At 73.3% G+C, this 23,330-nt stretch carries 22 protein-coding genes and 1 riboswitch; of the genes, 14 read left to right on the forward strand and 8 right to left on the reverse strand.

The features are described 5' to 3' along the window. Nucleotides 1–272: 272 nt before the first annotated feature. The 3 genes from AC0AIB_RS21050 to AC0AIB_RS21060 form a co-directional block, all read right to left on the reverse strand. Complete coding sequence (locus AC0AIB_RS21050) at nucleotides 273–1,070, reverse strand: hypothetical protein (protein ID WP_328340590.1); 798 nt, start codon at nucleotides 1,068–1,070, stop codon at nucleotides 273–275. Nucleotides 1,071–1,238: 168 nt separating this feature from the next. Next, nucleotides 1,239–1,607: a hypothetical protein gene (locus tag AC0AIB_RS21055; RefSeq protein WP_328340589.1), complete on the reverse strand. Its 369-nt coding sequence runs from the start codon at nucleotides 1,605–1,607 to the stop codon at nucleotides 1,239–1,241. Nucleotides 1,608–1,706: 99 nt separating this feature from the next. Further along, a complete protein-coding gene (locus AC0AIB_RS21060) occupies nucleotides 1,707–2,039 on the reverse strand; it encodes a helix-turn-helix transcriptional regulator (protein WP_328340588.1) in 333 nt (110 codons plus the stop codon). Between the two features lie 212 nt (nucleotides 2,040–2,251). Between AC0AIB_RS21060 and AC0AIB_RS21065 the strand changes: the two genes are divergently transcribed. Further along, nucleotides 2,252–2,962: a carbonic anhydrase gene (locus AC0AIB_RS21065; protein WP_328340586.1), complete on the forward strand. Its 711-nt coding sequence runs from the start codon at nucleotides 2,252–2,254 to the stop codon at nucleotides 2,960–2,962. 62 nt (nucleotides 2,963–3,024) lie between these two features. Here the strand turns inward: AC0AIB_RS21065 and AC0AIB_RS21070 are convergent, their stop codons facing one another. The 3 genes from AC0AIB_RS21070 to AC0AIB_RS21080 form a co-directional block, all read right to left on the reverse strand. Next, nucleotides 3,025–4,050 (reverse strand): coiled-coil domain-containing protein, encoded by a 1,026-nt coding sequence (locus tag AC0AIB_RS21070; protein WP_328340584.1) that lies wholly within the window; start codon nucleotides 4,048–4,050, stop codon nucleotides 3,025–3,027. A 3-nt stretch (nucleotides 4,051–4,053) separates the two neighbouring features. Next, nucleotides 4,054–4,185, reverse strand: a riboswitch (cyclic di-AMP (ydaO/yuaA leader). Between the two features lie 166 nt (nucleotides 4,186–4,351). Then, a complete protein-coding gene (locus AC0AIB_RS21075; protein WP_328340582.1) occupies nucleotides 4,352–5,695 on the reverse strand; it encodes a YibE/F family protein in 1,344 nt (447 codons plus the stop codon). A gap of 203 nt (nucleotides 5,696–5,898) precedes the next feature. Then, nucleotides 5,899–6,198 (reverse strand): metal-sensitive transcriptional regulator, encoded by a 300-nt coding sequence (locus tag AC0AIB_RS21080; RefSeq protein WP_328340580.1) that lies wholly within the window; start codon nucleotides 6,196–6,198, stop codon nucleotides 5,899–5,901. 95 nt (nucleotides 6,199–6,293) lie between these two features. Between AC0AIB_RS21080 and AC0AIB_RS21085 the strand changes: the two genes are divergently transcribed. From AC0AIB_RS21085 to AC0AIB_RS21105, 5 genes are all read left to right on the forward strand, one after another. Continuing rightward, entirely contained in the window at nucleotides 6,294–6,500 is a 207-nt protein-coding gene (locus AC0AIB_RS21085) for a heavy-metal-associated domain-containing protein (protein ID WP_465097319.1), read from the forward strand. Between the two features lie 34 nt (nucleotides 6,501–6,534). Then, the gene (locus AC0AIB_RS21090) at nucleotides 6,535–6,780 is read left to right on the forward strand and encodes a hypothetical protein (RefSeq protein WP_465097320.1); all 246 of its coding nucleotides are present in this window, start codon (nucleotides 6,535–6,537) and stop codon (nucleotides 6,778–6,780) included. Further along, nucleotides 6,777–9,053 (forward strand): heavy metal translocating P-type ATPase, encoded by a 2,277-nt coding sequence (locus tag AC0AIB_RS21095; protein ID WP_328340574.1) that lies wholly within the window; start codon nucleotides 6,777–6,779, stop codon nucleotides 9,051–9,053. The genes AC0AIB_RS21090 and AC0AIB_RS21095 overlap by 4 nt, the downstream gene beginning before the upstream one ends. 143 nt (nucleotides 9,054–9,196) lie before the next feature. Then, nucleotides 9,197–9,370 (forward strand): CsbD family protein, encoded by a 174-nt coding sequence (locus tag AC0AIB_RS21100; RefSeq protein WP_328340572.1) that lies wholly within the window; start codon nucleotides 9,197–9,199, stop codon nucleotides 9,368–9,370. A 134-nt stretch (nucleotides 9,371–9,504) separates the two neighbouring features. Beyond that, nucleotides 9,505–10,017 (forward strand): hypothetical protein, encoded by a 513-nt coding sequence (locus tag AC0AIB_RS21105; protein ID WP_465097321.1) that lies wholly within the window; start codon nucleotides 9,505–9,507, stop codon nucleotides 10,015–10,017. Between the two features lie 78 nt (nucleotides 10,018–10,095). Here the strand turns inward: AC0AIB_RS21105 and AC0AIB_RS21110 are convergent, their stop codons facing one another. Next, nucleotides 10,096–11,343, reverse strand: coding sequence for a DUF2786 domain-containing protein (locus tag AC0AIB_RS21110; protein ID WP_328340568.1), 1,248 nt, complete (start codon nucleotides 11,341–11,343; stop codon nucleotides 10,096–10,098). A gap of 169 nt (nucleotides 11,344–11,512) precedes the next feature. Between AC0AIB_RS21110 and AC0AIB_RS21115 the strand changes: the two genes are divergently transcribed. Next, entirely contained in the window at nucleotides 11,513–12,391 is an 879-nt protein-coding gene (locus AC0AIB_RS21115; protein ID WP_328340566.1) for a DUF3152 domain-containing protein, read from the forward strand. A gap of 32 nt (nucleotides 12,392–12,423) precedes the next feature. On the opposite strand, the gene AC0AIB_RS21120 is transcribed toward AC0AIB_RS21115, so the two are convergent. Then, on the reverse strand, nucleotides 12,424–12,852 hold the full coding sequence (locus AC0AIB_RS21120) for an ATP-binding protein (RefSeq protein ID WP_328340564.1): 429 nt from the start codon (nucleotides 12,850–12,852) through the stop codon (nucleotides 12,424–12,426). A 452-nt stretch (nucleotides 12,853–13,304) separates the two neighbouring features. Here AC0AIB_RS21120 and AC0AIB_RS21125 point away from each other — a divergent pair, with 452 nt between their 5' ends. The 7 genes from AC0AIB_RS21125 (at nucleotide 13,305) to AC0AIB_RS21155 (ending at nucleotide 23,311) form a co-directional block, all read left to right on the forward strand. After that, on the forward strand, nucleotides 13,305–14,840 hold the full coding sequence (locus AC0AIB_RS21125) for a glycosyltransferase family 2 protein (RefSeq protein ID WP_465097322.1): 1,536 nt from the start codon (nucleotides 13,305–13,307) through the stop codon (nucleotides 14,838–14,840). 287 nt (nucleotides 14,841–15,127) lie between these two features. Then, nucleotides 15,128–15,217: a K(+)-transporting ATPase subunit F gene (kdpF, locus tag AC0AIB_RS21130; RefSeq protein ID WP_067312053.1), complete on the forward strand. Its 90-nt coding sequence runs from the start codon at nucleotides 15,128–15,130 to the stop codon at nucleotides 15,215–15,217. After that, entirely contained in the window at nucleotides 15,217–16,872 is a 1,656-nt protein-coding gene (kdpA, locus tag AC0AIB_RS21135; RefSeq protein ID WP_465097323.1) for a potassium-transporting ATPase subunit KdpA, read from the forward strand. The genes kdpF and kdpA overlap by 1 nt, the downstream gene beginning before the upstream one ends. 20 nt (nucleotides 16,873–16,892) lie before the next feature. After that, nucleotides 16,893–19,115, forward strand: coding sequence for a potassium-transporting ATPase subunit KdpB (kdpB, locus tag AC0AIB_RS21140; protein ID WP_465097324.1), 2,223 nt, complete (start codon nucleotides 16,893–16,895; stop codon nucleotides 19,113–19,115). Then, nucleotides 19,115–19,996 (forward strand): potassium-transporting ATPase subunit C, encoded by an 882-nt coding sequence (locus tag AC0AIB_RS21145; protein ID WP_328340552.1) that lies wholly within the window; start codon nucleotides 19,115–19,117, stop codon nucleotides 19,994–19,996. The genes kdpB and AC0AIB_RS21145 overlap by 1 nt, the downstream gene beginning before the upstream one ends. Nucleotides 19,997–20,090: 94 nt before the next feature. Beyond that, nucleotides 20,091–22,631, forward strand: a complete 2,541-nt coding sequence (locus tag AC0AIB_RS21150; RefSeq protein ID WP_465097325.1) for a DUF4118 domain-containing protein — start codon at nucleotides 20,091–20,093, stop codon at nucleotides 22,629–22,631. Next, the gene (locus AC0AIB_RS21155) at nucleotides 22,628–23,311 is read left to right on the forward strand and encodes a response regulator (RefSeq protein ID WP_328340549.1); all 684 of its coding nucleotides are present in this window, start codon (nucleotides 22,628–22,630) and stop codon (nucleotides 23,309–23,311) included. The genes AC0AIB_RS21150 and AC0AIB_RS21155 overlap by 4 nt, the downstream gene beginning before the upstream one ends. The last annotated feature ends 19 nt before the right edge of the window (nucleotides 23,312–23,330 follow it).

Here is a 23,330-nt window from a genome sequence, read left to right on the forward strand (position 1 = left end):
AGACATCCGCTCCTGGATCGCCGACTGGAACCGCGACCCACGGCCGTTTACCTGGACCAAGACCGCCGAAGAGATCCTCGAATCACTCGCACGATTTTGTAGGCGAATTTCCGGCGCAGGACACTAGCCAGGCTCCTATGAAGTCACAACGCCACGTCCAGTGAGTGCACGAGCACCTCCCGACCGAGGCCGACAAATCCCGTTAAGGACCCGAAGTCAGTCAGTAGCTGGGTCAGACCCCGGGCGGGAGGTGCTCACCAACATCATCTCTGTCAGTAGGCGGCGACGGCGGCCCGACCGCGCGCCACGGTGGTGTTCTCCCGGGTGGTTTCCGCCCACGGGCGGGGGTTCTCCGGCATCGGCACCACCGACTCGGCCCGTTCCGGTCGGCGGTCGATCGCCGCGAACGCCTCGTCACGCAGGCTGCGGGCCGCGGCGCCGGCCAGGTCGGCGGCCCGCCAGGCCGCCTGCTCCCGCGCGACCGCCGCCCGGTGCCGGGCCGCCAGGTGGTCCCGCGTCGCGCGGCGCAGCACCAGTTCCTGCTCCACCGGGTGCCGGCGCGGGTCCCAGCCGGCGCGGTGCGCGAAGACGTCGTCGAGTTGTGCGTCCGACAACTCGCCCCGTTGGTGCGCGTCCACGGCGGCCCGGTGCAGCCAGCGCTCCCGGTCGGCGTACTCGGCCGGGGTCTGGCCGGTGTGCGGCAGCGGCATGGCCGCGGCGGCGACGAGCCGACTGAGGTGGACCTCGGCCGACTCCAGGGTCGCCCAGGCCGACTCGACCTCGTCCTGGGCGGCCAACCACTCGGCGCGCAGCCGGCCGGCGGTGGTGCCGGCCCGGTCGGCTGCCACCGCCACCTCCTCGGCGTACCGGGTGTGCTCCCGGTCCTGCTCGGCGCGCTCCGGGTCGGTCGGCAGGGCGGCCTCCCGGAACCGGCCTGTCACCGCCGGCCGGAGCCGGTCGGGACGGACCACCAGGACCGCGACGGCGACGGCCGCGACGGCGAGCAGGATCAGCCAGATTCCGGCGGCGGCGGGGACATCGGGCAGGACGGCGGAGAACACGGTCTGCATTACCAGCACCTCACGGTGGTACAACGATGTGGACGGACGGAAGCCCGACGGACGGGGAGCTGTGGGCGGCGGGTCCTGGGACCACCGGGCCGGCTCGCGCCGGACCGGATCTCGGTCGGGAGCGGCCGTTCGCGGCGGCCGGACGGGCACCGAGGGGTGCCGCGCCGCTCAGCTCCGGGGTGGACCGCGTCGGCCGGTGGCGTCCCGGGCCGGGTCCGGCGTCGCCTCGGGGGCCCGCGCGGTGGAGCCTTCGGCGGAGGCGGCCGGCAGCGGATCCGGCCGGACGGTCTCGTCGACGATCCGTTCGTCACCGGGGCGGGTGTCGGCGAACCGCTCGTTTCCGGGCCGGTCTTCGCCGGGCAGCGCAGCCACCCGGGAGGTCACCACGGGCGGTCGGACAGCGGTGGCGGCCGGGCCGCCGGTGGTGGCGAACATCCCACCGAGACCGACCGCGAGCACCAGCGCGGTCACCGCCAGCCGGGTCAGGTCGCGCAGCCTCGACACCCAGACGGGCGGGGCGGAAGCTACGCGGATCACCCGTACAGCCTATCCACACCCGGCCGTCCGCGCAGCGTCGGCGATCCGACCGGACCGGTGACCCGGGCCACCGGGTGCCGGGTGGCGGACACCTGCCGCTCAGGCGTCGGAGTCGGCCGGGTCGGGGGTGAAGAGGGCGAGCAGGTCACCGACCTGGCGGTCGGCCTCGGCCGGGTGCCGGAAGTGCCCGCTCGGGTCGATCGTGTACTCGTTGCGGCGGCCGACCCGGGTACGCCGCAGGTAGCCGCCGGCCTCCAGGTCCGCGACGATCGCCTGGGCGGCCCGTTCGGTCACCCCGACCTCCCCTGCGACGTCCCGCAGGCGGGCGGTGGGGTTGCGGGCGATGGCGAGCAGCACGTGACCGTGGTTGGTGAGGAACGTCCAGTTCCGGGTGCTCCCGGTGCCGCCTGCCGTCGTTGCCATGCCGGTCATCGTATGGCCCGTACCCGGAAAGCCCGCCGCCGGCCGGTGTTCGCGTCCGCCCACGCCCGGCGTTCGACCCGCCGTCGACATCCCCCGGACCAACGCCTGAAACGTGTATCACGAAATCTTGACGTACCTTTCGCTGCGTGTGACCGTGGGGACACGGCCGTCGTCGCCGCCGGCCGGCGTGACCAGGTGCGATCCCGGACCGAGGTGAGGCAATGGCCCCGATCACTCCGACCCAGGCGCTGGCCGAGCTGCAAGCCGGCAACAGGCGTTTCGTCGCCGGGGCGCCCCGGCACCCCAACCAGGGCGCCGGCCACCGGGCGGCAGTCGCCGACGGCCAACACCCCTTCGCGGTCATCGTCGGGTGCTCCGACTCCCGGCTCGCCGCCGAGATCATCTTCGACCGGGGTCTGGGTGACCTCTTCGTGGTCCGGACCGCCGGGCACACCGCCGGGCCCGAGGTGCTCGGCAGCGTCGAGTACGCGGTGACGGTGCTCGGCACCCCGTTGGTGGTGGTCCTCGGGCACGACTCCTGCGGGGCGGTGCAGGCAGCCCGGGAGGCGGCCCGCACCGGCACCCAACCCCCCGGGCACCTCTATTCGGTGGTCGCCGCCGTCGGGCCCAGCCTGCGTCGGGCGGCCCAGGAGGGGGTGCACGACATCGACGGGATCGTCGACATCCACATCGCACAGACCGTCGAGGTGCTGCTCGGCAACTCCCCGGTGATCGCCGCCGAGGTGGCGGCCGGGCGTTGCGCGGTGGTCGGCATGTCCTACCGGCTGGCCGCCGGTGAGGTGCGCCCGGTGGCCCCGGCCCACGCTCCCGCCGAGTCGTCCGCCCTCACCGCCACGGTGCCCGGGTCCGTCCGGGCGACGCCGGGTGCCGACGCCGCGCCGGCCGGCGAGCCGGCGGCCGTCGCCGGCTGAGACGCGATCACGACGAGGGCCGCCCGGCTCAGCCGGGCGGCCCTCGTGTCGATCATGAACTGCTACAGCAGTGACACGTGTACGTGGTCGGTGTGGTTGGACGGTCCGGAGTACGAGCTCCAGCCGTTGGCCGGGAACCAGATCTGCCGGTTCCAGATCACGTAGTAGATGCCCAGCCGGTCCGCGTTGCGGATCAGGAATGCGGCGAGGTTGTTGCCGTACATCCGGGTGTCGTTGTTGTGCCAGGGGCTGAAGCCGCTGTTCTGCAACGACCAGTCGCACGCCTTGCCCTTGGGGTGCTCCCACGGCCCACCCGGGCGGTAGCAGCCGACGAACCGGCTGAAGCCGGCCCGCTTGACCTCCTTGTACATGTGCAGCGTGCGCGGCGTGATGCAGCCCGACGTGGTCGGATCGTTCTCGCTGCACGACTCGCCGCGCCACTCGCCGTCGGAGGTCTGGCCCGGGGCGACGCGGGCCACCGGCGAGGTGGCGTTGACCAGGCCACCGGTGAAGCCCCGGCCGCCGACCAGGGCCAGCGCCTTGTCGGCCTCGGTCTTCTTCTTGGCCATCAGGTTGGTCTGCTTCTGCTGCTCACGCACTTCGGCGTCGACGGCGAGCTTGGCGTTCTCGGCCCGGGTCCTGGCCTCGTTGACCTCGGCCAGCTTGCCGGCGTTGACCATGTTCAGCTCGTCCAGGGCGGCGGCCCGCCGGACGAAGGTGTCCGGGGCGTCGCTCTCCAGCAGCGCGGCGACCGCGCCGACCCGACCCGTCCGGTACGACTGGGCGGCGATCTCGTTTACCTGCGGGGCCAGCGCCGCCAGCTCCTGCTCGGCCTTCTCCACCTCGATGGCGTACTCGAGTTGGCGCTTCTTGGACTTCTCCAGCCGGTTCTTCGCCGCCGAGTAATCCCGGTTGGTGGCCTCGATGACGTCGGTGAGCAGCTTCGGCTCCTCGTCCTCCTCGTGCCCGGAGGGGGTGGGCGCGTTGAGGGCGGCTGCCGCGGGGGCGGCTGCCGGACCGGCGACGATCGCCAGGGCGGCGAGTACGGCCACTGCCGGAGTCATCCAGCGGCGTAGGGGTGCCGTCACAGTTTTCCCTTCCGTCGACCGCCGACCGGGTTAGCTGACGGGTTCGGGACGGAAGTGGCCCCTACCGCTGGCGCGGATTCACCCCAGGTGCTCGGTTCCCCGGCTCGCCGTACGGCGATTGGGCGGTGGCCCCGCTGGCACCGGTGGGCGCCTTCGGCGGTGACCGGCAGCGAGGTTACCCGAGAGTCGTACCGGGGATCTACGGTCACAACTCGACAAAATGTGTATTTTTCCGATAACCGGGCGTGACCAGTGACGCGGCCGACAACTGCGACCTCGCCTCCGGTTACGCAGCGGAGTGTCACCATGCCGAGTCCGTGCTCCTTTCCGGGTCCGGCCACCGGGTGGGGGCCGGGGTGGACGGTTCGCCGTGCCGGGGCGCGCTCAGCGCCGCCAGCGCCTCGGCGCGGTCGGGCGCGGGGCGTGGGGTGGGTGTCGGCCCGGTCGGGTCGGCGTCGGCGGGACCGCGCCCGGCGGTGGTGACCAGCGCGGCCAACCCGGTGGTCAGCGGCACCGCCGCCACCAGGCCGAGGGTCGCCACCGCACTGCGGACGATCTCCTGGGCCAGGAACTCGCTGGTGAGGATCTGCCCCACCGGCCGGCTGTCGGCGGTGAGCAGGAGCAGCAGCGGCAACGAGGCTCCCGCGTAGGCCAGCACGATCGTGTTGACCGTGGAGGCGATGTGCGCCCGGCCGACCCGGGTCGCCGCCCGGTAGAGCTGCAACCGGGACAACCCCGGATTGGCGTGCGCCAGCTCGGTGACGGTGGCCGACTGGGTGACCGTCACGTCGTCCAGCACGCCGAGGGAACCGATGATGATCCCGGCCAGCAGCAGGCCGTGCAGGTCCACGTCACGCTGGTACATCGACAGCGTGGTGGCCTCCTCGCTGCCGTACCCGGTCAGGTGGGTGGCGGCGGTGGCCAGCGTGCCCAGCACGCCGGTCAGCACCAGGCTGCCCAGCGTGCCGAGCACCGCCACCGAGGTCTGCGCGGTGATCCCGTGGGTCAGGTACAGCACCACGAACATGATCAGCGCGGCGCCGGTGATCGCGATCGGCAGCGGCGCGCCCCCGGCGGAGATGCCCGGCACCACGAAGGTCAACAGGATGGCGAAGCTGGCGCCCAGACCGGCCAGCGCGGCCAGCCCGCGCAGCCGGCCGAACGCCACGATCGCCGCCGCGAACAGGGCGACCAGCCAGAGCAGCGGCGTACCCCGCTGGTGCTCGGCGATGTGGTAACTGCTCGTCGAGGGATCGGTCGGGTCGGCCAACGCGACGAGCACCACCCGGTCACCGACGGCCACCGTCGGTGCGCCGGGGCCGGACGGGATCGGCGTCTCGACCTGCTTCCCGCTGTCCGGCCCCTGCTCGACGGAGACCGTCACCGTGCCGCACGGACCGGCTGCCGCCCCGGACGGGCCGTCGGGGGTCTGCGGGGCGGGCGGGCAGGCCTCGGTCACCACCCGGGTCACCGTGCCGTGGTGGCGGGGGACCTGATCCCCCTGGTCGATCTGCGGGGTGTCACCCGGCCAGAGCGCCAGCGTGGCGATCACCGTGACGACGATGAGCGGCACCACGGTCATGACGAGGATCCTCCGCACCCCGGGCGGGGTGGACGGAGCGGGACGGGTGTGGTCGGCGCCCATGTGTGCGAGTCCTCCCAACGATCCGGGACGGGATACGTGTCAGTTGGCCAACCGGTTCATCCCACGGGCGGCGGGTCGTCGTCGGACGATGGTAGCCAGCGTCCCGGCCGACCGGCGTGGTCGACCCTGCCGGCAGGGCTCCGGCTCGTCACGGTGCGGGTGCTTCGCAGACGGGATGCCCCCCGGTCCGCACCGGAGGTGGGTCAGCCGCGCTTCATCAGGCGACCGACGGCGGCCATCATCTCGGCGGCCATCTCGTCGGCCCGGCCCTCGGCGGCCCCCTCGTGCATGCAGTGCCGGGCGTGGCCGTCGAGCAGGCCGAGGGCGACCTTGTCCAGGGCGGCCTGCACGGCGGAGATCTGGGTGAGCACGTCGATGCAGTACCGGTCGTCGTCGACCATCTTCTCGATGCCCCGGACCTGGCCCTCCACGCGGCGCAGTCGGGCCAGCAGCTGGTCCTTGCTGGTGGTGTAGCCCCGGACCGGGGTACTCGGTGTGGTCATGACCACCACGATAACGTACCCCTGGGGGGTATGCTACGGTCGCCGGGAAAGGTACCCCTAGGGGGTATGTTCGGAGAGTGGGAGGGGAACATTCGATGATCACGAACTACCAGGTGAAGGGCATGACCTGCGGGCACTGCGTCAACGCGGTGAGCGGCGAGGTGGGCGCGCTCGACGGCGTCACCGACGTCCAGGTGGACCTCTCCTCCGGCCGGGTCGCCGTCACCAGCGACCGTCCGCTCGACACCGAGGCCGTGCGCGCCGCCGTCGACGAGGCCGGCTACGACCTCGTCGAGGCGTGACGGGCCACCGGCCCGCCGGGGGCCGGGGCAACCGATGAACACGGCGACCAGGCTGGGTGGCTTCGCCCTCGGTCTCGCGGTGGTGTTCGGCGCGGCGTACGGGGCCGGTCAGCTGACCGGCCCCGTACGCCCGCCCGCCGAGACCCGCCACGACCCGGCGCACACCCCGGATCCCACCCGCACCACCGACGCCCCTGCCCCCGGCCCCGACCCGACGCCGACCGGGACCGTCACCGGCGGGGCAGGTCACCCCCACGGTCGACCGGAGGTGCCGCGATGACCCCGACCGCGAACGACCTGCCCACCGCCCCCCACCTGATAGAACTCACCATCGGCGGGATGACCTGCGCGTCCTGCGCCGCCCGGATCGAGAAGAAGCTCAACCGGATGGACGGCGTGGAGGCGACCGTCAACTACGCCACCGAGAAGGCCACCGTCCGGTACGCCGACGAGATCACCCCGGGCGACCTGATCGCCACCGTCGAGAAGACCGGCTACACCGCAGTCGTGCCGCCGCCGCCCACCCCCGCCGGGGCGGAACCGGCCGGTGGGTCGGTGGACGAGCTGACCGCCCTGCGTACCCGGCTGCGGGTGTCGGCCGTGCTGACCGTGCCGGTGATCGTGTTGGCGATGGTGCCGGCCTGGCAGTTCACCTACTGGCAGTGGCTGTCGCTGACCCTGGCCGCCCCGGTGGTGGCGTACGGCGGGCTGCCGTTCCACCGGGCCGCCTGGACCAACCTGCGGCACGGCGCGGCGACCATGGACACCCTGGTCTCGCTCGGCACCCTCGCCGCGTTCGGCTGGTCGCTCTGGGCGCTCTTCCTCGGCGACGCCGGGATGCCCGGGATGACCCACCCGTTCCGCCTGGACGTCACCCGCACCGACGGGGCCGGCAACATCTACCTGGAGGCCGCCGCCGGGGTGACCCTGTTCCTCCTGGCCGGTCGCTACTTCGAGGCCCGGTCCAAGCGGACCGCCGGGGCGGCCCTGCGCGCCCTGCTGGAACTCGGCGCGCGCGACGTCGCGGTGCTGCGGGGCGGCACGGAGGCCCGGATCCCGGTCGACCAGCTCGTCGTGGGCGACCGGTTCGTGGTCCGACCGGGCGAGAAGATCGCCACTGACGGGCGGGTCGAGGAGGGCACCTCGGCGGTCGACGCCAGCATGCTCACCGGCGAGTCGGTGCCGGTCGAGGTCGGACCGGGCGACCTGGTGGCCGGCGCCACCGTCAACGCGGGCGGCCGGCTGGTCGTCACCGCCACCCGGGTCGGTGCGGACACCCAGCTCGCCCAGATGGCGAAACTGGTGGAGGCGGCACAGACCGGCAAGGCAGCGGTGCAGCGGTTGGCCGACCGGATCTCCGGGGTGTTCGTGCCGATCGTGATCGCGTTGGCCGTCGGCACGCTGGGCTGGTGGCTGGGCACCGGTGCCGGTCCGACCGCCGCCTTCACCGCCGCGGTGGCCGTGCTGATCATCGCCTGCCCGTGTGCCCTCGGTCTGGCCACCCCGACCGCGCTGCTGGTCGGCACCGGGCGGGGGGCCCAGCTCGGCATCCTGATCAAGGGGCCGGAGGTGCTGGAGTCCACCCGCCAGGTCGACACGGTGGTGCTGGACAAGACCGGCACGGTCACCACCGGCCGGATGACCCTGGTCGACGTCCGCCCCGCCGACGGGCAGGACCAGGCCGAACTGCTCCGGCTCGCCGGGGCGGTGGAGGCCGGCTCGGAGCATCCGATCGCGCGGGCCGTCGCGGCCGGCGCGGCCGAGGCCGGTGAACTGCCGTCGGTCACCGGGTTCGCCGCCACCGAGGGGTTGGGCGTGACCGGCACCGTCGACGGCCACGACCTCGTCGTCGGGCGGCCGGGAATGCTCCGCGAGCGGGGTCTTGACGTACCGGAGGAGGTGGTCCGGGCGGTGGCCGAGGCGGAGGCCGCCGGCCGTACGGCGGTGGTGGCGGGTTGGTCCGGGCGGGCCCGGGGCGTCCTCGCGGTCGCCGACGTGGTCCGGCCCACCAGCCGGGCGGCGATCGCCGGCCTGCGTGCCCTGGGCCTCACTCCGGTGCTGCTCACCGGGGACAACGCCACAGTCGCGCGGGCGGTCGCCGCCGAGGTGGGCATCGACCAGGTGACCGCCGAGGTGCTGCCGGTCGACAAGGTCGACGTGGTCCGCCGGCTCCAGGCACAGGGCCGTACGGTCGCCATGGTCGGTGACGGGATCAACGACGCCGCCGCCCTGGCCCAGGCCGACCTGGGGTTGGCCATGGGCACCGGCACCGACGTGGCGATCGAGGCGTCCGACCTGACCCTGGTCCGGGGCGACCTGACCGCCGCGGTGGACGCGATCCGGCTCTCCCGGCGCACCCTCGCCGTGATCAAGGGCAACCTGTTCTGGGCGTTCGCCTACAACGTGGCAGCGCTGCCACTGGCCGCCGCCGGCCTGCTCAACCCGATGATCGCCGGCGCGGCGATGGCCTTCTCCTCGGTCTTCGTGGTCGCCAACAGCCTCCGCCTCCGCCGCTTCCCGCCCGCCACCCCCCACCCCGGACAACCGCGTTGATCAAGAGGTTTGCGTCATCCGCCGACTCACGGGTGACGCAAACCTCTTGATCGACCCGCTGGAGCGGTGGGTGGGGTGTTTTGGGTTCGGGGGGTGGGGGTAGTTGAGGGGCGTTGGAAGAAATGCTTATACGGGAGGCTCTCATGGGATTCGACGACAAGATCGAAAACACGACCGAGAACACTGCCGGCAAGGTCAAGGAAGGCGTCGGCCGGGCGACCGACAACGAGCGCCTGGAGGCCGAGGGTCGCAACGACCAGGCCAAGTCCAGCCTCAAGCAGGCCGCCGAGAAGGTCAAGGACGCTTTCAAGAGCTGAACCGCTCCAGCCCGGCACGCCGGACCGACACTCGTCGGCCCGGCGTGCGGCGTGCCGGGGGTGAGGCGTCGGCCGACCCGGGCCGTGCGGCATCGTGTCCGTGGTAACGCCGACACATCGAAACGGGGAAGTCGATGCACCGTAGCTCCGCCACCGCGCTCACCCTCGCCGTCTTGACCGTCCTCGCCACCGGCTGCTCGGACGGTGGGGCCGACACCGATGCCGCACCCGGCCCGTCGGCCGGTGCCACCGGGACCCCCACCGTGGAGTCCACGCCCGACACGGTGACGGCCACCGCCGATGCCACCCCGACCGCGGGCAGTGCCGCGAACACCGCGCAGGTCTGTCGTGCCGTCGATCAGTTGATCATCGACGGCAGCCGGCAGATCGTCGCCGACTCGACCGAGGCCACCCGCGAGGAACTCACCCCGGAGCAGCTCAACGGCAAGCTCAAGGGGCGGCTGAGCCGGCTCGCCGACGACGTCCGCGCGCAGTCCCGAAAGGCCCAGGACGCCCGGATCAGGAAGCTGGTCGACGAGACCGCCGCGAAGATCGACAAGGGTGCGACGGCCAAGAGCCCGGCAACCTGGATGGGCACCGACTTCGTCGACATCCCGCCCCGGCTCACCCGCGACTGTCACGTCTGAGCCGGACCCCGGCCGGTCCGTTCACCCCGGGTCAGCGTCGACCGGTGAGCCGGACCCCGGCCGTTCCGCCCACCCGGGTCAGCGTCGGCCGGGGAGCGGCCGGGCCGGCGGGGTGGCGCCGGCGAGCGAGGCACGGTCGGCGGCGGAGGTGCCGGACTGCCAGCCCTCGGCGTCCCGCACGGTCAGCCGGGCCCGGGTGACGCCGGGGAAGAGGGTGTCCATCCGCTCCCGTACCGCACCGGAGCGGGCGGCGAGCACCGGCAGCAGCCGATCCGGCCCGGCGGCCTCCGTCGCCTGCCGGTTCGCCTCGTCGGTCGCGGCCCGCAGCCGCTCGCCGATCCGTCGGGCGAAGGCGTGCAGGAAAGCCTCGTCGTACGCCTTGGTGCGTCGACCGCCACCCTGACGTTCCCGGCGTCCACGCAGCATCGCGGCGGTGGCCTGCACCAGCAGTGAGGTGTGCAGCAGCTCGACCGCCTCCAGATCGGCGGGGAAGCCGAGCACTGTGGCGAAACCGAGATCGTCCGACCAGACCGACTCGCACCGGTTCGCCGCCGCCACCTCCTGCACCAGCAGCGCCTTCGCGCCCGGGTACGGAGCGTCGGTGCCGATCCGGATTCCACCGGCCCGGCCGGGGTCGGCGGCGGTCGCCTCGACCAGCGCCCGTTCCAGGCTGTGCCGGGCGATCAGCTCCTGGGCCTTACCGGTGAACGCCTCCGCCTCGGCCGGGAAGGTGGTGGACTCCGCCTTGGCCAGCAACGCCCGTACCCGGTCGAGCACCCGGGACCCGGTCGGCCCGGTCGCGGCCGTGCCGTTGGGGCTGCCGGGCGGAGGGCGGAGCACCGCGACCGGCGGCAGGCCGGCCAGCAGTGCCAGCACCTCGATCGCGTCACGCAGGGCGGTGATCCGGTCCGTACCCTCCCGGGTGGCCCAACCACTCAGCCACCCGGCGTCGTCGTCCCAGCGGACCAGGGCGTCCAGGCCGGTCAACTGGTCGTCCCACCACTGCGGCACCGGACCGGGCTGGGCCGCCCGGTCCGCGGCGAGGGCGTCGGTGACCAGCCGACCGGGGCCCGCACCGAGTCGGCGGGTCACGATCCGGGCCACGTCGGCCGGCTGCCAGCCGCGCGGCCAGAGCCGGCCCAGGGCGGCGACCAGCCGGCCGAGCAGCACGGCGTCCACCGCCGCCGGGCCGTCGAGGGCGCCTGCCGTACCCCGGCCACCGTCGCCGCCGACCACCAGCCGGTCCAGCTTCCGCTCCGCGTCGCGTACGTCGGTGCCACGCACCGCCGTGACCGCGGCGGTGATGAGGGCGTCGGCGTCCGGCACGGGTGGTCCTTCCTGGGGGATGACGGCCGGGTGGTGTCCGGATCGCCGGGAGTGTCTGCCCGGCAACGGTACCCGTACCCTGGATTGCCCACCCCGGGCACTCATCCGTACGCGCCTCGCGCCCGTACTCCTGCCCGGAGTGGACCACAGGTGGACGGGGAGGCGAACGGTGAGCACCCTGACGGTGAGCGAGGCCGCCGACCGGGGCCGGCACCGGGGGCGACGCCGGGGCGTGACCCCGGCGGGTGTCCTGACGGCGGTGCTGGTGGTGGCCGGGTTGACCGCTGGTGGTGCGGTGGTGGCCCAGCGGCAGGGCGTCGACCTGGGCGCTCTCGTCGGCGACGTACGGCGGGCACCGGTCCGGCCACCCGCCGCCGCGGTGCCGCCCGTGCCGACCCGGGCGGAGGCACCCGGCCCGCTCGGATCCGCCGCCGCCCCCGCCCCGGCTCCGCTGCGCTATCCCCAGCGCGGGACCGGCACCTGGCGGACGGCGAACGCCCAGGGCGCGGTCGCCGGGCGGTCCGGCCAACTGCTGCGCTACCGGGTGGCGGTGGAGGGCGGCATCGACGACGTCGACCCGGAGCGGTTCGGCCGGGACGTGGCGGTGGTGCTCGCCGACCGCCGGGGCTGGACCGCCGACGGCCGGTGGCGGCTGCAACGGGTCGGTGCCGACGCTCCGGCCGACTTCACCGTGTTGCTGACCACCCCGGTCACCCGGGGTGAGTTGTGCGGGGACACCTCGGACCGGTACACCTCCTGCCGCAACGGCGACCGGGTGGTGATCAACGTGGCGCGGTGGGCGCGGGGCGTACCGGACTTCCGGGGCGACCTCGGCACCTACCGGTCGTACGTGCTGAACCACGAGGTGGGACACCGGCTGGGTCGGGGTCACGAACGGTGCCCGGCGGCGGGCGGGCCGGCACCGGTGATGCAGCAGCAGACCCTCGGCCTGCACGGCTGCCGGCCGAACGCCTGGCCGATGGTGGGCGGCGCCCTGCTCACCGGTCCCGCCGGCGAGTACGACGACCCGATCCCGGCCGACAACTGAGCCACCCGGGCGGGTGTCGTCGTTCGGGCGGGTCAGCGACGGGGGAAGGAGGCCCAGATGTTCTTGGTGCGGTCGGTGGCGTACCAGCCGACCTCCAGGGAGACCGCCATGGCGATCTGGAGTCCCCGGCCACCGGCCCCCATCGGTCGGGTGTCGGCCAACTCGGGGATGGTGCTGATGTCGTGGTCGGCGACGTCGAGGATGAGCGACTCGTCGATGGTGAGCAGCCGGACAACCGTGGGCGGAATGCCGTGTTTGAGGGCATTGGTGGCCAGCTCGGTGGCGACCAGGACGATCAGCTCCGGCACCTCGTCCAAGCTCTGACCGTCGAGAAGCTGCTCACCGGTGAGGGCCTCGTGCAGGGAGGCGCGGAGGGCACGCAGGCCGGCGGGATCGGCCAGCTCCCACCGGCGCAACTCGGTGGCCTGAGGCGGGGGCGGCGAGGTGAGAAGCGGTGCCATGATCTCGGTTTACCCTGCGTAGCGGTCTCCCATGCCGGGCCCGCTGTCGGGGATTCGTCCCGTCGGGCACCCGGAACGCTCCGCCGTACCGGCCGACGTCGGCGCCTCGCCCGCGCAGCTCATGTCGAAGCCGCCGCGCCTGCTCACCTCGGAGGCCGTCGTGCGGTGGCTCGGAGCCGTCGTGCGGGCGACCCCGGTTGGGTGGGACACCGGGCGGAGTGTGGTTCGGGCCACTGTCGAGGGTGGTGTTCCAGGCGGGGCCGGGTCGCCCACCGCCGCCATGCCGGGGATCGAGAAATCACCCGGTTCGGGGCCTGCGTCAGCGCCCGCGGTCGCGTAAAGTCCGCAAACTGAACGGGCCATGTCGGCGACGGAACGCCCCGCTTACGGGTGCCCGTCCGCACGGTTGGGCGCATCCCCGCGCCGGCTCGCGGACCGCCTCAGGAAGAGCCATGACCGCCAGTACGAATGCTCCCAAGGTGACCGTCGTGGTCCCGGCGTACAACTCCGGGCCGCACATCGAGAAACTCGTCACCTCGTTGCTGAACCAGTCGCTGCCGGCCGGCGAGTTCGAGGTCATGTTCGTCGACGACGGTTCGACCGACTCGACAGGTGCCCGGCTCGACGAGCTGGCCGCCGCCCACCCGCACTTCCGGGTGCTGCACATCGACAACTCCGGCTGGCCGTCGCGGCCCCGTAACCTCGGTGTCGACCACGCCCGCGGCGAGTACGTCTTCTTCGCCGACGACGACGACTGGTTCGGCGAGGAAGCCCTGGAGCGCCTGTACGCCTGCGCGACCGCGCACGACGCGGACCTGGTGGTCGGCAAGATGGCCGGGCACCGCCGTTCGGTGCCGCGTGAGCTGTTCCGGCGTAACCGGTTCGACGCGACCCTGGCGAACACGCCCCTGATCGACAGCCTCACCGCGCACAAGTTGTTCCGCCGCTCCCTTCTGGTCGAACACGACCTGCGCTTCCCGGAGGGCAAGCGGCGGCTGGAGGACCACGTCCTGGTCACCCGGGCCTACTTCCTGTCCCGGCGCACCTGCGTGCTGGCCGACTACGTCTGCTACCACCACCAGCGACGGGTCGACGCCGGCAACGTCACGGCCACCGCGTTGGAGCCGGCGGGCTACTTCGTCAACCTGCGCGAGGCGCTGGACATCGTCGACGCGCACACCGAGCCCGGCCCCCTGCGGGACCGGCTGCACCGGCGTTGGCTGCGCAACGAGATGGTGGCCCGGGTACGCGGCCGGCGGCTGCTCGACGCGCCCGCCGACTGGGCCGACCAGTTGGTCGGCGAGGCACAGCGGGTGATCCGGGACCGGTTCGCCCCGGGCGTCGCCGCCGGTCTGCCCCCGCTGCAACGGATCATCACCCGGCTCATCGAGCAGGGCCGCACGGCGGACCTGCGCCGGCTCGCCCAGTGGGAGGCGGCCGTCCGGGCCGTGCCCACCGTGCAGCAGGTCGAGCGGGACGGCGCCGCCCTGACCGTCACCCTCTCCGCCGAGCTGTGCTTCGGCGACCGCCCGCTCACTGTCACCGCCGACGGCGAGCAGCGGCTGCTGGTGGTGCCGGTGGACGACGTGCCGGCCGAACTGCGGGACGCGACCAGCCGGATCAAGCAGTCCAAGCTCGACGTCATCGCCCGGCGGCGGGACACCAGGGAGGAGTTCTTCGTGCCGGTCACCGGCACCGTCGAGCTGGTCCCGTCGGCCGACGACACCCTTCGGCTGGTCCAGAGCGGTACCGCCCGACTCGACGTCGGCGCGCTCAACGGAGGCCGGAGCCGGGGCACCTGGGATCTGAAGGCCCGGGTCACCTGCTGCGGGTGGACCGAGGACGCCGTACTCCCGGTGGCCTTCCGCTGCGCGGCCGACGGTGCCCGCCCGGTCGTCGTGCCGCACCTGGACAGCCTGCGCTTCCGGCTGCGCCGGGCGGTGGCCCGTCGGGTGCCCGAGTCGATCCGGCGGGCCATCCGCCGCTGACCCGGTCGCCCCCGGAACGGGACGGGGCCGACACCGTGGTGACCACCGTCACCGACCCGTTGGCCGGCGTGAAGAACGCGTCAAGAAACCCTGGCCGCCCGTCACGGTCGCGTTATGGACCCTGCCCATCGGACGACAGCGCGTTGTGATTGCCCCGGCGTGGCCGGGAGGCGGTCACGGCGTACCGGTCCGGTTGGGGGAGTCCGCGTGGCTGACGTGGTGTTCGTTCTGGTGACGGTGGTGCTGTTCGCGGCGCTCGCCCTCGTGGTGAGGGGCGTGGAGAAGCGGTGAACGCCGTCAACGCCGTCGGCCTGGTGCTGGCGATCGGTCTGGGTGTGTTCATGGTCGTCGCGCTGCTGTTCCCGGAGCGCTTCTGATGACCACGACCACGACCGGCGTCATCTTCGTCCTGTCCCTGGTGGTGGCGCTGGCCGCCGCGTACCGGCTGTTCGGCGACCACCTGTACCGGGTGGTCGCCGGCACCCGGCATTCCCGGGTCGAGCGCGGGGTGTTCCGGCTGGTCGGGGTGAATCCGGCCGCCGAGCAGCCGTGGGGCGTGTACGCCCGCAGCCTGCTGGCCTTCTCCGCCGTCTCGGTGCTGTTCCTCTATGCCCTCCAGCGGTGGCAGGACCACCTGTGGCTGTCGCTGGGCTCCGGCCCGGTGGTCCCGCACGGCGCCTGGAACACCGCCGTGTCGTTCGTGACCAACACGAACTGGCAGTGGTACGCGGGCGAGTCGACCATGGGGCACCTGGTGCAGATGGCCGGGCTGGCGGTGCAGAACTTCGTCTCCGCCGCCGTGGGCATCGCCGTGGCGGTGGCGCTGGTGCGGGGGTTCGCCCGCAGCCGTACCGGCGAGTTGGGCAACTTCTGGGTCGACCTGGTCCGGATCACGCTGCGGGTCCTGCTGCCGGTCGCGGTGCTCGGCGCGCTCGTGCTGATGCTCGGCGGTGTGGTGCAGAACCTCTCCGCCGGCACCGACGTGACCACCCTGACCGGCGGCGGGCAGACGATCCCCGGCGGGCCGGTGGCCGGCCAGGAGGTGATCAAGGAGTTGGGCACCAACGGCGGTGGTTTCTACAACGCCAACAGCGCCCACCCGTTCGAGAACCCGACGGCCTGGACGAACTGGATCGAGCTGTTCCTGATCCTGCTGATCCCGTTCAGCCTGCCCCGGGTCTTCGGCCGGATGGTCGGCCAGCACCGGCAGGGCTACGCGATCGTCGCGGTGATGGCCGTCCTGGCGCTCGGCAGCGTCACCCTCACCAACGTGTTCGAGCTGGCCGGGCACGGCACCGTGCCGCAGGCGGTCGGCGCGGCGCTGGAGGGCAAGGAGGTCCGCTTCGACGTGTCGAACTCGGCGACCTTCGGCGCGGTCACCACGCTGACCTCGACTGGCGCGGTGAACTCCGCCCACGACTCGTACACCGCGCTGGGCGGGATGATGACGCTGGGCAACATGATGCTCGGTGAGGTCGCCCCCGGCGGCGTCGGCGCGGGCCTGTACGGGCTGCTGGTCCTCGCGGTGATCACGGTGTTCGTCGCCGGTCTGATGGTCGGCCGGACCCCGGAGTACCTGGGTAAGAAGATCGGTTCCCGCGAGATCACCTTCGCCTCGCTGTACTTCCTGGTCACCCCGGCCCTGGTGCTGATCGGCACGGCCGCCGCCTTCGCCACCGGCAACGACTCGACCACGTTGAACGTCGGCCCGCACGGCCTGTCCGAGGTGCTCTACGCGTTCACCTCGGCGAGCAACAACAACGGCTCGGCGTTCGCCGGGATCACCGTGGACACCCCGTGGTGGAACACCGCGCTCGGGTTGTGCATGCTGCTCGGCCGGTTCCTGCCGATCATCCTGGTGCTCGCGTTGGGCGGCTCGCTCGCCCGGCAGGCACCCACCCCCGCCTCCGAGGGCACCCTGCCGACCCACCGCCCGCTCTTCGTCGGGCTGGTCGTCGGCGTCACGGTGATCCTGGTGGCGCTCACCTTCCTGCCCGCGCTCGCCCTCGGCCCGCTGGCCGAAGGGCGGTGACCACCATGGGGAAGAACGACATGACCGTCCCGTCCGTGGCACCCGGCGGCGACCGGCCGCCGGCCGCAGGCCCACCCGACGCCCGGGAACCGGTCGACCCACCCGCTGGCCGGGCACCGACCGGTGGCCGGGCCGGCGGTGGCCTGCTGGACCCCCGGCAGCTGGTCCGGTCCCTGCCCGACGCGCTGCGCAAGCTCGACCCGCGCACCCTGTGGCGCAACCCGGTGCTGCTGATCGTGGAGATCGGCGCGGTCTTCACCACCGTCCTGGCGGTGGCCGACCCGTCGGTCTTCGGCTGGGCGATCACCGGTTGGCTCTGGCTCACCGTGCTCTTCGCCAACCTCGCCGAGGCGGTCGCCGAGGGCCGGGGCCGGGCGCAGGCCGCCTCGCTGCGGCAGGCCAAGCGGGACACCATCGCCACCCGCCTGGTCGGCTGGGAACCGGGCGCCCCCGCCGACGCCTACACCGACGAGGTCGTGCCCGCACCGCAACTGCGGCAGGGGGATGTCGTCCTGGTCTGCGCCGGTGGGACCATCCCCGGCGACGGCGACGTCGTCGAGGGCATCGCCAGCGTCGACGAGTCCGCGATCACCGGGGAGTCCGCACCGGTGATCCGGGAGTCCGGTGGCGACCGCTGCGCCGTCACCGGCGGCACCCGGGTGCTCTCCGACCGGATCGTCGTGCGGATCACCCAGCGGCCGGGGGAGAGCTTCATCGACCGGATGATCGCCCTGGTCGAGGGGGCCGACCGGCAGAAGACCCCGAACGAGATCGCGTTGAACATCCTGCTCGCCGCGCTCACCCTGATCTTCCTGCTGGCCGTGGTCACCCTCCAACCGTTGGCGATCTTCGCCAAGGGTTGGCAGACCGCCGCGCCCGACACCGGGGCGGTCACCGACGACGGGGTGACGGGGGTGGTGCTGGTGTCCCTGCTGGTCTGCCTGATCCCGACCACCATCGGGGCGCTGCTGTCGGCGATCGGCATCGCCGGCATGGACCGGCTCGTGCAGCGCAACGTGCTGGCGATGAGCGGTCGGGCGGTGGAGGCGGCGGGGGACGTCGACACGCTGCTGCTGGACAAGACCGGCACGATCACCCTGGGCAACCGGCAGGCCGCCGCGTTCCTGCCGGCCGAGGGGGTCACCGCCGCCGACCTGGCCGCCGCCGCGCAGCTGTCCAGCCTCGCCGACGAGACCCCCGAGGGTCGGTCGGTGGTCGTGCTGGCCACGCGGGAGTTCGACCTGCGCGCGGAGGAGCCAGGGCTGCTGCCGTACGCCGTCTTCGTGCCGTTCACCGCCCAGACCCGGATGAGCGGCGTCGACCTGACCCCGCGGGCCGCACCGCCCCGCCGGGTCCGCAAGGGTGCGGCGACGGCGGTGCTGACCTGGGTACGGGAGCACGGCGGCCACCCCGACGAGCAGGTCGCCTTTACCGTCGACGAGATCAGCGGGCTCGGTGGCACCCCGTTGGTGGTGGCCGAACACGTCGACGGGGAGCCCGCCCGCGCGCTCGGCGTCATCCATCTCAAGGACGTGGTGAAGGCCGGGATGCGGGAGCGGTTCGCCGAGCTGCGCCGGATGGGCATCCGGACGGTGATGGTCACCGGTGACAACCCGCGTACCGCGAAGGCGATCGCCGACGAGGCCGGGGTGGACGACTTCCTCGCCGAGGCGACCCCGGAGGACAAGCTCGCCCTGATCCGCCGGGAGCAGGAGGGTGGTCGGCTGGTCGCGATGACCGGGGACGGCACCAACGACGCCCCGGCGCTGGCCCAGGCCGACGTCGGGGTCGCGATGAACACCGGCACGTCGGCGGCGAAGGAGGCCGGCAACATGGTCGACCTGGACTCCGACCCGACCAAGTTGATCGAGATCGTGCAGATCGGCAAGCAGTTGCTGATCACCAGGGGCGCGCTGACCACCTTCAGCATCGCCAACGACGTGGCGAAGTACTTCGCGATCATCCCGGCCATGTTCGCCGGCATCTATCCGGGCCTGGACCGGTTCAACGTGATGCGGCTGGGCAGCCCCGAGTCGGCGATCCTCGCGGCGGTGATCTTCAACGCGCTGGTGATCATCGCGCTCGTACCGCTGGCCCTGCGCGGGGTGCGTTACCGGCCGGCTGCGGCGTCCGCGCTGCTCGGCCGCAACCTGCTGGTCTACGGCCTCGGCGGCATCGTCGCGCCGTTCGTCGGCATCAAGCTCATCGACCTGCTCATCCAGTTCGTTCCGGGGGTCTCGTGATGCGCCCACCCGCCTGGCTCGCCGCCCACCTCGCCGCGCTGCGCGCCCTGCTCGTGTTCACCGTGCTGCTCGGGGTGGCCTACCCCCTCACCCTGGTCGCCGTCGGTCGGCTCCCCGGCCTCGACGGCCGGGCCGCCGGGTCGCTGCTGACCGTCAACGGCCGCACCGTCGGCAGCGCCCTGATCGGGCAGTCCTTCACCGACGCCGACGGCAACCCCGTCCCGCGTTACTTCCAGTCCCGCCCGTCGGCGGCCGGCGACGGCTACGACCCGACCGCCTCCGCCGCCTCGAACCTCGGCCCGGAGAGCGTGGTGGACACCCTCGCCGCCGACCCACAGGACTCGAACCGGAGCCTGCTCAGCCAGGTCTGCGCGCGCAGCCGGGCGGTCGGTGCCCTGGACGGCGTCGACGGGCGGCGGCCGTACTGCACGCCGGACGGGGTGGGGGCGGTGCTGGCCGTGTTCCGCGCCGACGGGCTGACCGGCCGGGTCACCCGGGTGGTAAGCGTCAACCAGACCGCCCCGGCCACCCCCTTCGTCTCCTCCTGGCAGGGGGTGCCTGTGGAGTTGGCGAAGCCCGGGGAGGACTACCGGGCGGCCGGTGGGCTGGTGACCCCGGTCCGGGGGGACGCCCCGGAACACCCCGCCGTCCCCGCTGACGCGGTCACCGCCAGCGGCAGCGGCCTCGACCCGCACATCAGCCCGGCGTACGCCGAGATCCAGGTGGCCCGGGTGGCGCGGGAGCGCGGCGCGGACCCGGCGGTGGTCCGGCGGCTGGTCCGGGAGCACACCACCGGCCGGACGCTCGGCTTCCTGGGTGCCCCCACGGTGAACGTGCTGGAACTGAACCTGGCCCTCGACCGGAGTTTCCCCGCCCGCTGACGACCGACAACGCACCCCGTCCGCGCCCGACAGGTCGGGTGCCGGCCCGGCAGTCGTGGCCCGGGGAGGGTGCGCACAGCGAGAGGATGGTCCCGTGCCCCGAGGTGAACTGCGCATCTACCTGGGCGCCGCCCCCGGCGTCGGCAAGACGTACGCCATGTTGGAGGAGGCCCGGCGGCGGGCCGGGCGGGGCACCGACGTGCTGGTCGGCCTGGTGGAGACGCACGGCCGGCCGCACACCGCCGCGATGATCGGCGACCTGACGGTGCTGCCCCGCCGCACGTTGCGCCACCGGGGCGTCGAGTTCACCGAGCTGGACCTCGACGCCGTGCTGGCCCGCCGCCCGGACCTCGTCGTGGTCGACGAACTGGCGCACACCAACGTGCCCGGCTCCCGGCACGAGAAGCGCTGGCAGGACGTCCAGGAACTGCTCGACGCGGGCATCTCGGTGCTGTCGACGGTCAACATCCAGCACCTGGAGTCGATCAACGACGTGGTCGCCCGGATCACCGGCACCACCCAGCGGGAGACCGTCCCGGACGCCGTCGTCCGCGCCGCCGGGCAGGTCGAACTGGTCGACATGACCCCGGAGGCGCTGCGCCGGCGGATGGCGCACGGGAACATCTACCGGCCGGACCGGATCGACGCGGCGCTGGGCAACTACTTCCGGGTCGGCAACCTCACCGCGCTGCGCGAGCTGGCCCTGCTCTGGCTGGCCGACAAGGTCGACGACCAGCTCGACCGGTACCGGGCCCAGCAGGGCATCTCCGCCACCTGGGAGGCCCGGGAACGGGTCGTCGTCGCCCTCACCGGCGGCCCGGAGGGGGAGACGCTGATCCGCCGGGCCGCCCGGATCGCCGCCCGGAGCAAGGGGACCGACCTGCTCGCCGTGCACGTGGCCCGCAACGACGGGCTGGCCGGGGCGGACCCGGCCCAGCTCGCCCGGCAGCGGGTCCTGGTGGAGAGCCTCGGCGGCAGCTACCACCAGGTGCTCGGCGGGGACGTCCCGGCCGCCCTGCTCGACTTCGCCCGGGGAGTCAACGCCACCCAACTGGTGCTCGGGGCGAGCCGGCGCGGTCGGTTCGCCCAACTGCTCGCCCGGGGCGTCGGCGTCACCACCACCGCCCGCTCCGGGGCGATCGACGTGCACCTGGTCACCCACCCGCAGGCCGGGCGGGGCCGGCGCGGGGCCGGGGTGCCGGCCGCGCTGTCCCGACGGCGTCGACTGCTCGGGTTCGCCCTCGCCGGGCTTGGCCTGCCGCTGCTCACCCTGCTGCTGTCGACGCTGCCGGACCTGACCCTGACCAACGACATCCTGATCTTCCTGGCCGGGGTGGTCGGGGTGGCGCTGGTCGGCGGGCTGTGGCCCGCGTTGGTCGCCGCGCTCGGCGGATCACTGCTGCTGAACTGGTTCTTCACCCCGCCGTACCGCACGCTGACCATCGCCGAGGCGGACAACCTCCTCGCACTGGGCGTCTTCGTCGGGGTGGCGGTCGCGGTGAGCTGGGTGGTGGACGTGGCGGCCCGGCGTACCCGGGAGGCCGCCCGTGCCGCCGCCGACGCGCAGACCCTGGCCACCGTCGCCGGCAGCGTGCTGCGCGGTGAACGGCCGCTGCCGGCGCTGCTCGCCCGGCTGCGGGAGACCTTCGCGCTGCGCGCGGTCAGCGTCCTGGAGCTCGCCCCCGACGCGCAGGGGCGGCCCGGCCGGGCCCACGAAGAAGGCGTCTGGCGTCTGGTCGCCAGCGTCGGCGCGGACCCGGCGGGCAGCCCCGGCGCAGGGGAGACCACGGTACCTGTCGACGACCGGCTGACCGTGGTGCTCAGCGGCCGTCGGCTGGAGGCCGCCGACCGGCGCATCGTCGAGGCGTTCGCCGCCCAGGCCGCCGTCGCGCTGCGCCAGGAACGGCTCGCCGAGGAGGCGGCCACCGCCCGGCCGCTCGCCGAGGCCGACCGGTTGCGCACCGCGTTGCTCGCCGCGGTCAGCCACGACCTGCGTACGCCGCTGGCGTCGGCGAAGGCCGCGGTGAGCAGCCTGCGCAGCCCGGACGTCGACTTCGACCCCGAGGACCGGGCCGAGTTGCTCGCCACCGCCGACGAGTCACTGGACCGGCTCGGTCGGCTGGTGGCGAACCTGCTCGACATGAGCCGGTTGCAGGCCGGCGCGCTGGGCGTCACCCGCACCGCGATCGGCCTGGAGGACGCCGTACCGCTGGCCCTGGACGAGCTGGGGCCGGCCGCCGCCGACGTCCGGACCGACATCCCCGCCGACCTGCCGGCGGTCGACGCCGACCCGGGCCTGCTGGAACGGGTGCTTGTCAACATCGTCGCCAACGCCCTGCGGCACAGCCCACCCGGGCAGCCGCCCACGCTCACCGCCAGCGCCCACGCCGGGCAGGTGGAGCTGCGGGTCATCGACACCGGCCCCGGCATCCCCGAGGACCGCTGGGAGCACGTCTTCCTGCCGTTCCAGCGGCTCGGCGACCGGGACAACCAGACCGGGGTGGGGCTGGGGCTGGCGCTGTCCCGGGGGCTGACCGAGGCGATGGGTGGCAGCATCACCCCGGAGACCACCCCCGGCGGAGGACTGACCATGGTGCTGCGGCTGCCTGCCGCCGACGAGAGGCCGGACCGGTGACCCGCATCCTGGTCGTCGACGACGAACCCCAGATCCTCCGCGCACTCCGGATCAACCTGCGTGCCCGGGGGTACGACGTCGAGGTCGCCGGGACCGGCACCGCCGCGCTGAAGGCCGCCGCCAGCCACCCGCCGGACCTGGTGGTGCTCGACCTCGGGCTGCCCGACCTCGACGGCGTCGAGGTCATCCGGGGCCTGCGCGGCTGGACCACGATCCCGATCATCGTGCTCTCCGGTAGGGCCGGCAGCGCGGACAAGGTCGCCGCCCTCGACGCCGGTGCCGACGACTACGTCACCAAGCCGTTCGGGGTCGACGAACTCCTCGCCCGGATCCGCGCCGTCACCCGTCGGCTCACCAGCGCGCCGGTCGACGCCGCCGCCGAGGCCCGGGTGGGCCGGCACACCGTCGATCTCGCCGCCCGCGTCGTCACCCGCGACGACGGCGTCGAGGTCCGGCTCACCCCCACCCAGTGGGCGGTGCTGGAGCGGCTGCTGCGCCACCCCGGGAAGCTGATCAGCCAGCGCCAGCTCCTGCACGAGGTGTGGGGGCCGGAATACCAGCACGAGACCAACTACCTGCGGCAGTACCTGGCCCAGTTGCGGCGCAAGCTGGAGGACGACCCGGCCCGGCCCCGGCACCTGATCACCGAGCCGGGGATGGGCTACCGCTACCGCCCCTGACCGGCCGCCCTACCCGGCT

This window comes from Micromonospora sp. DSM 43699, from assembly GCF_055517075.1.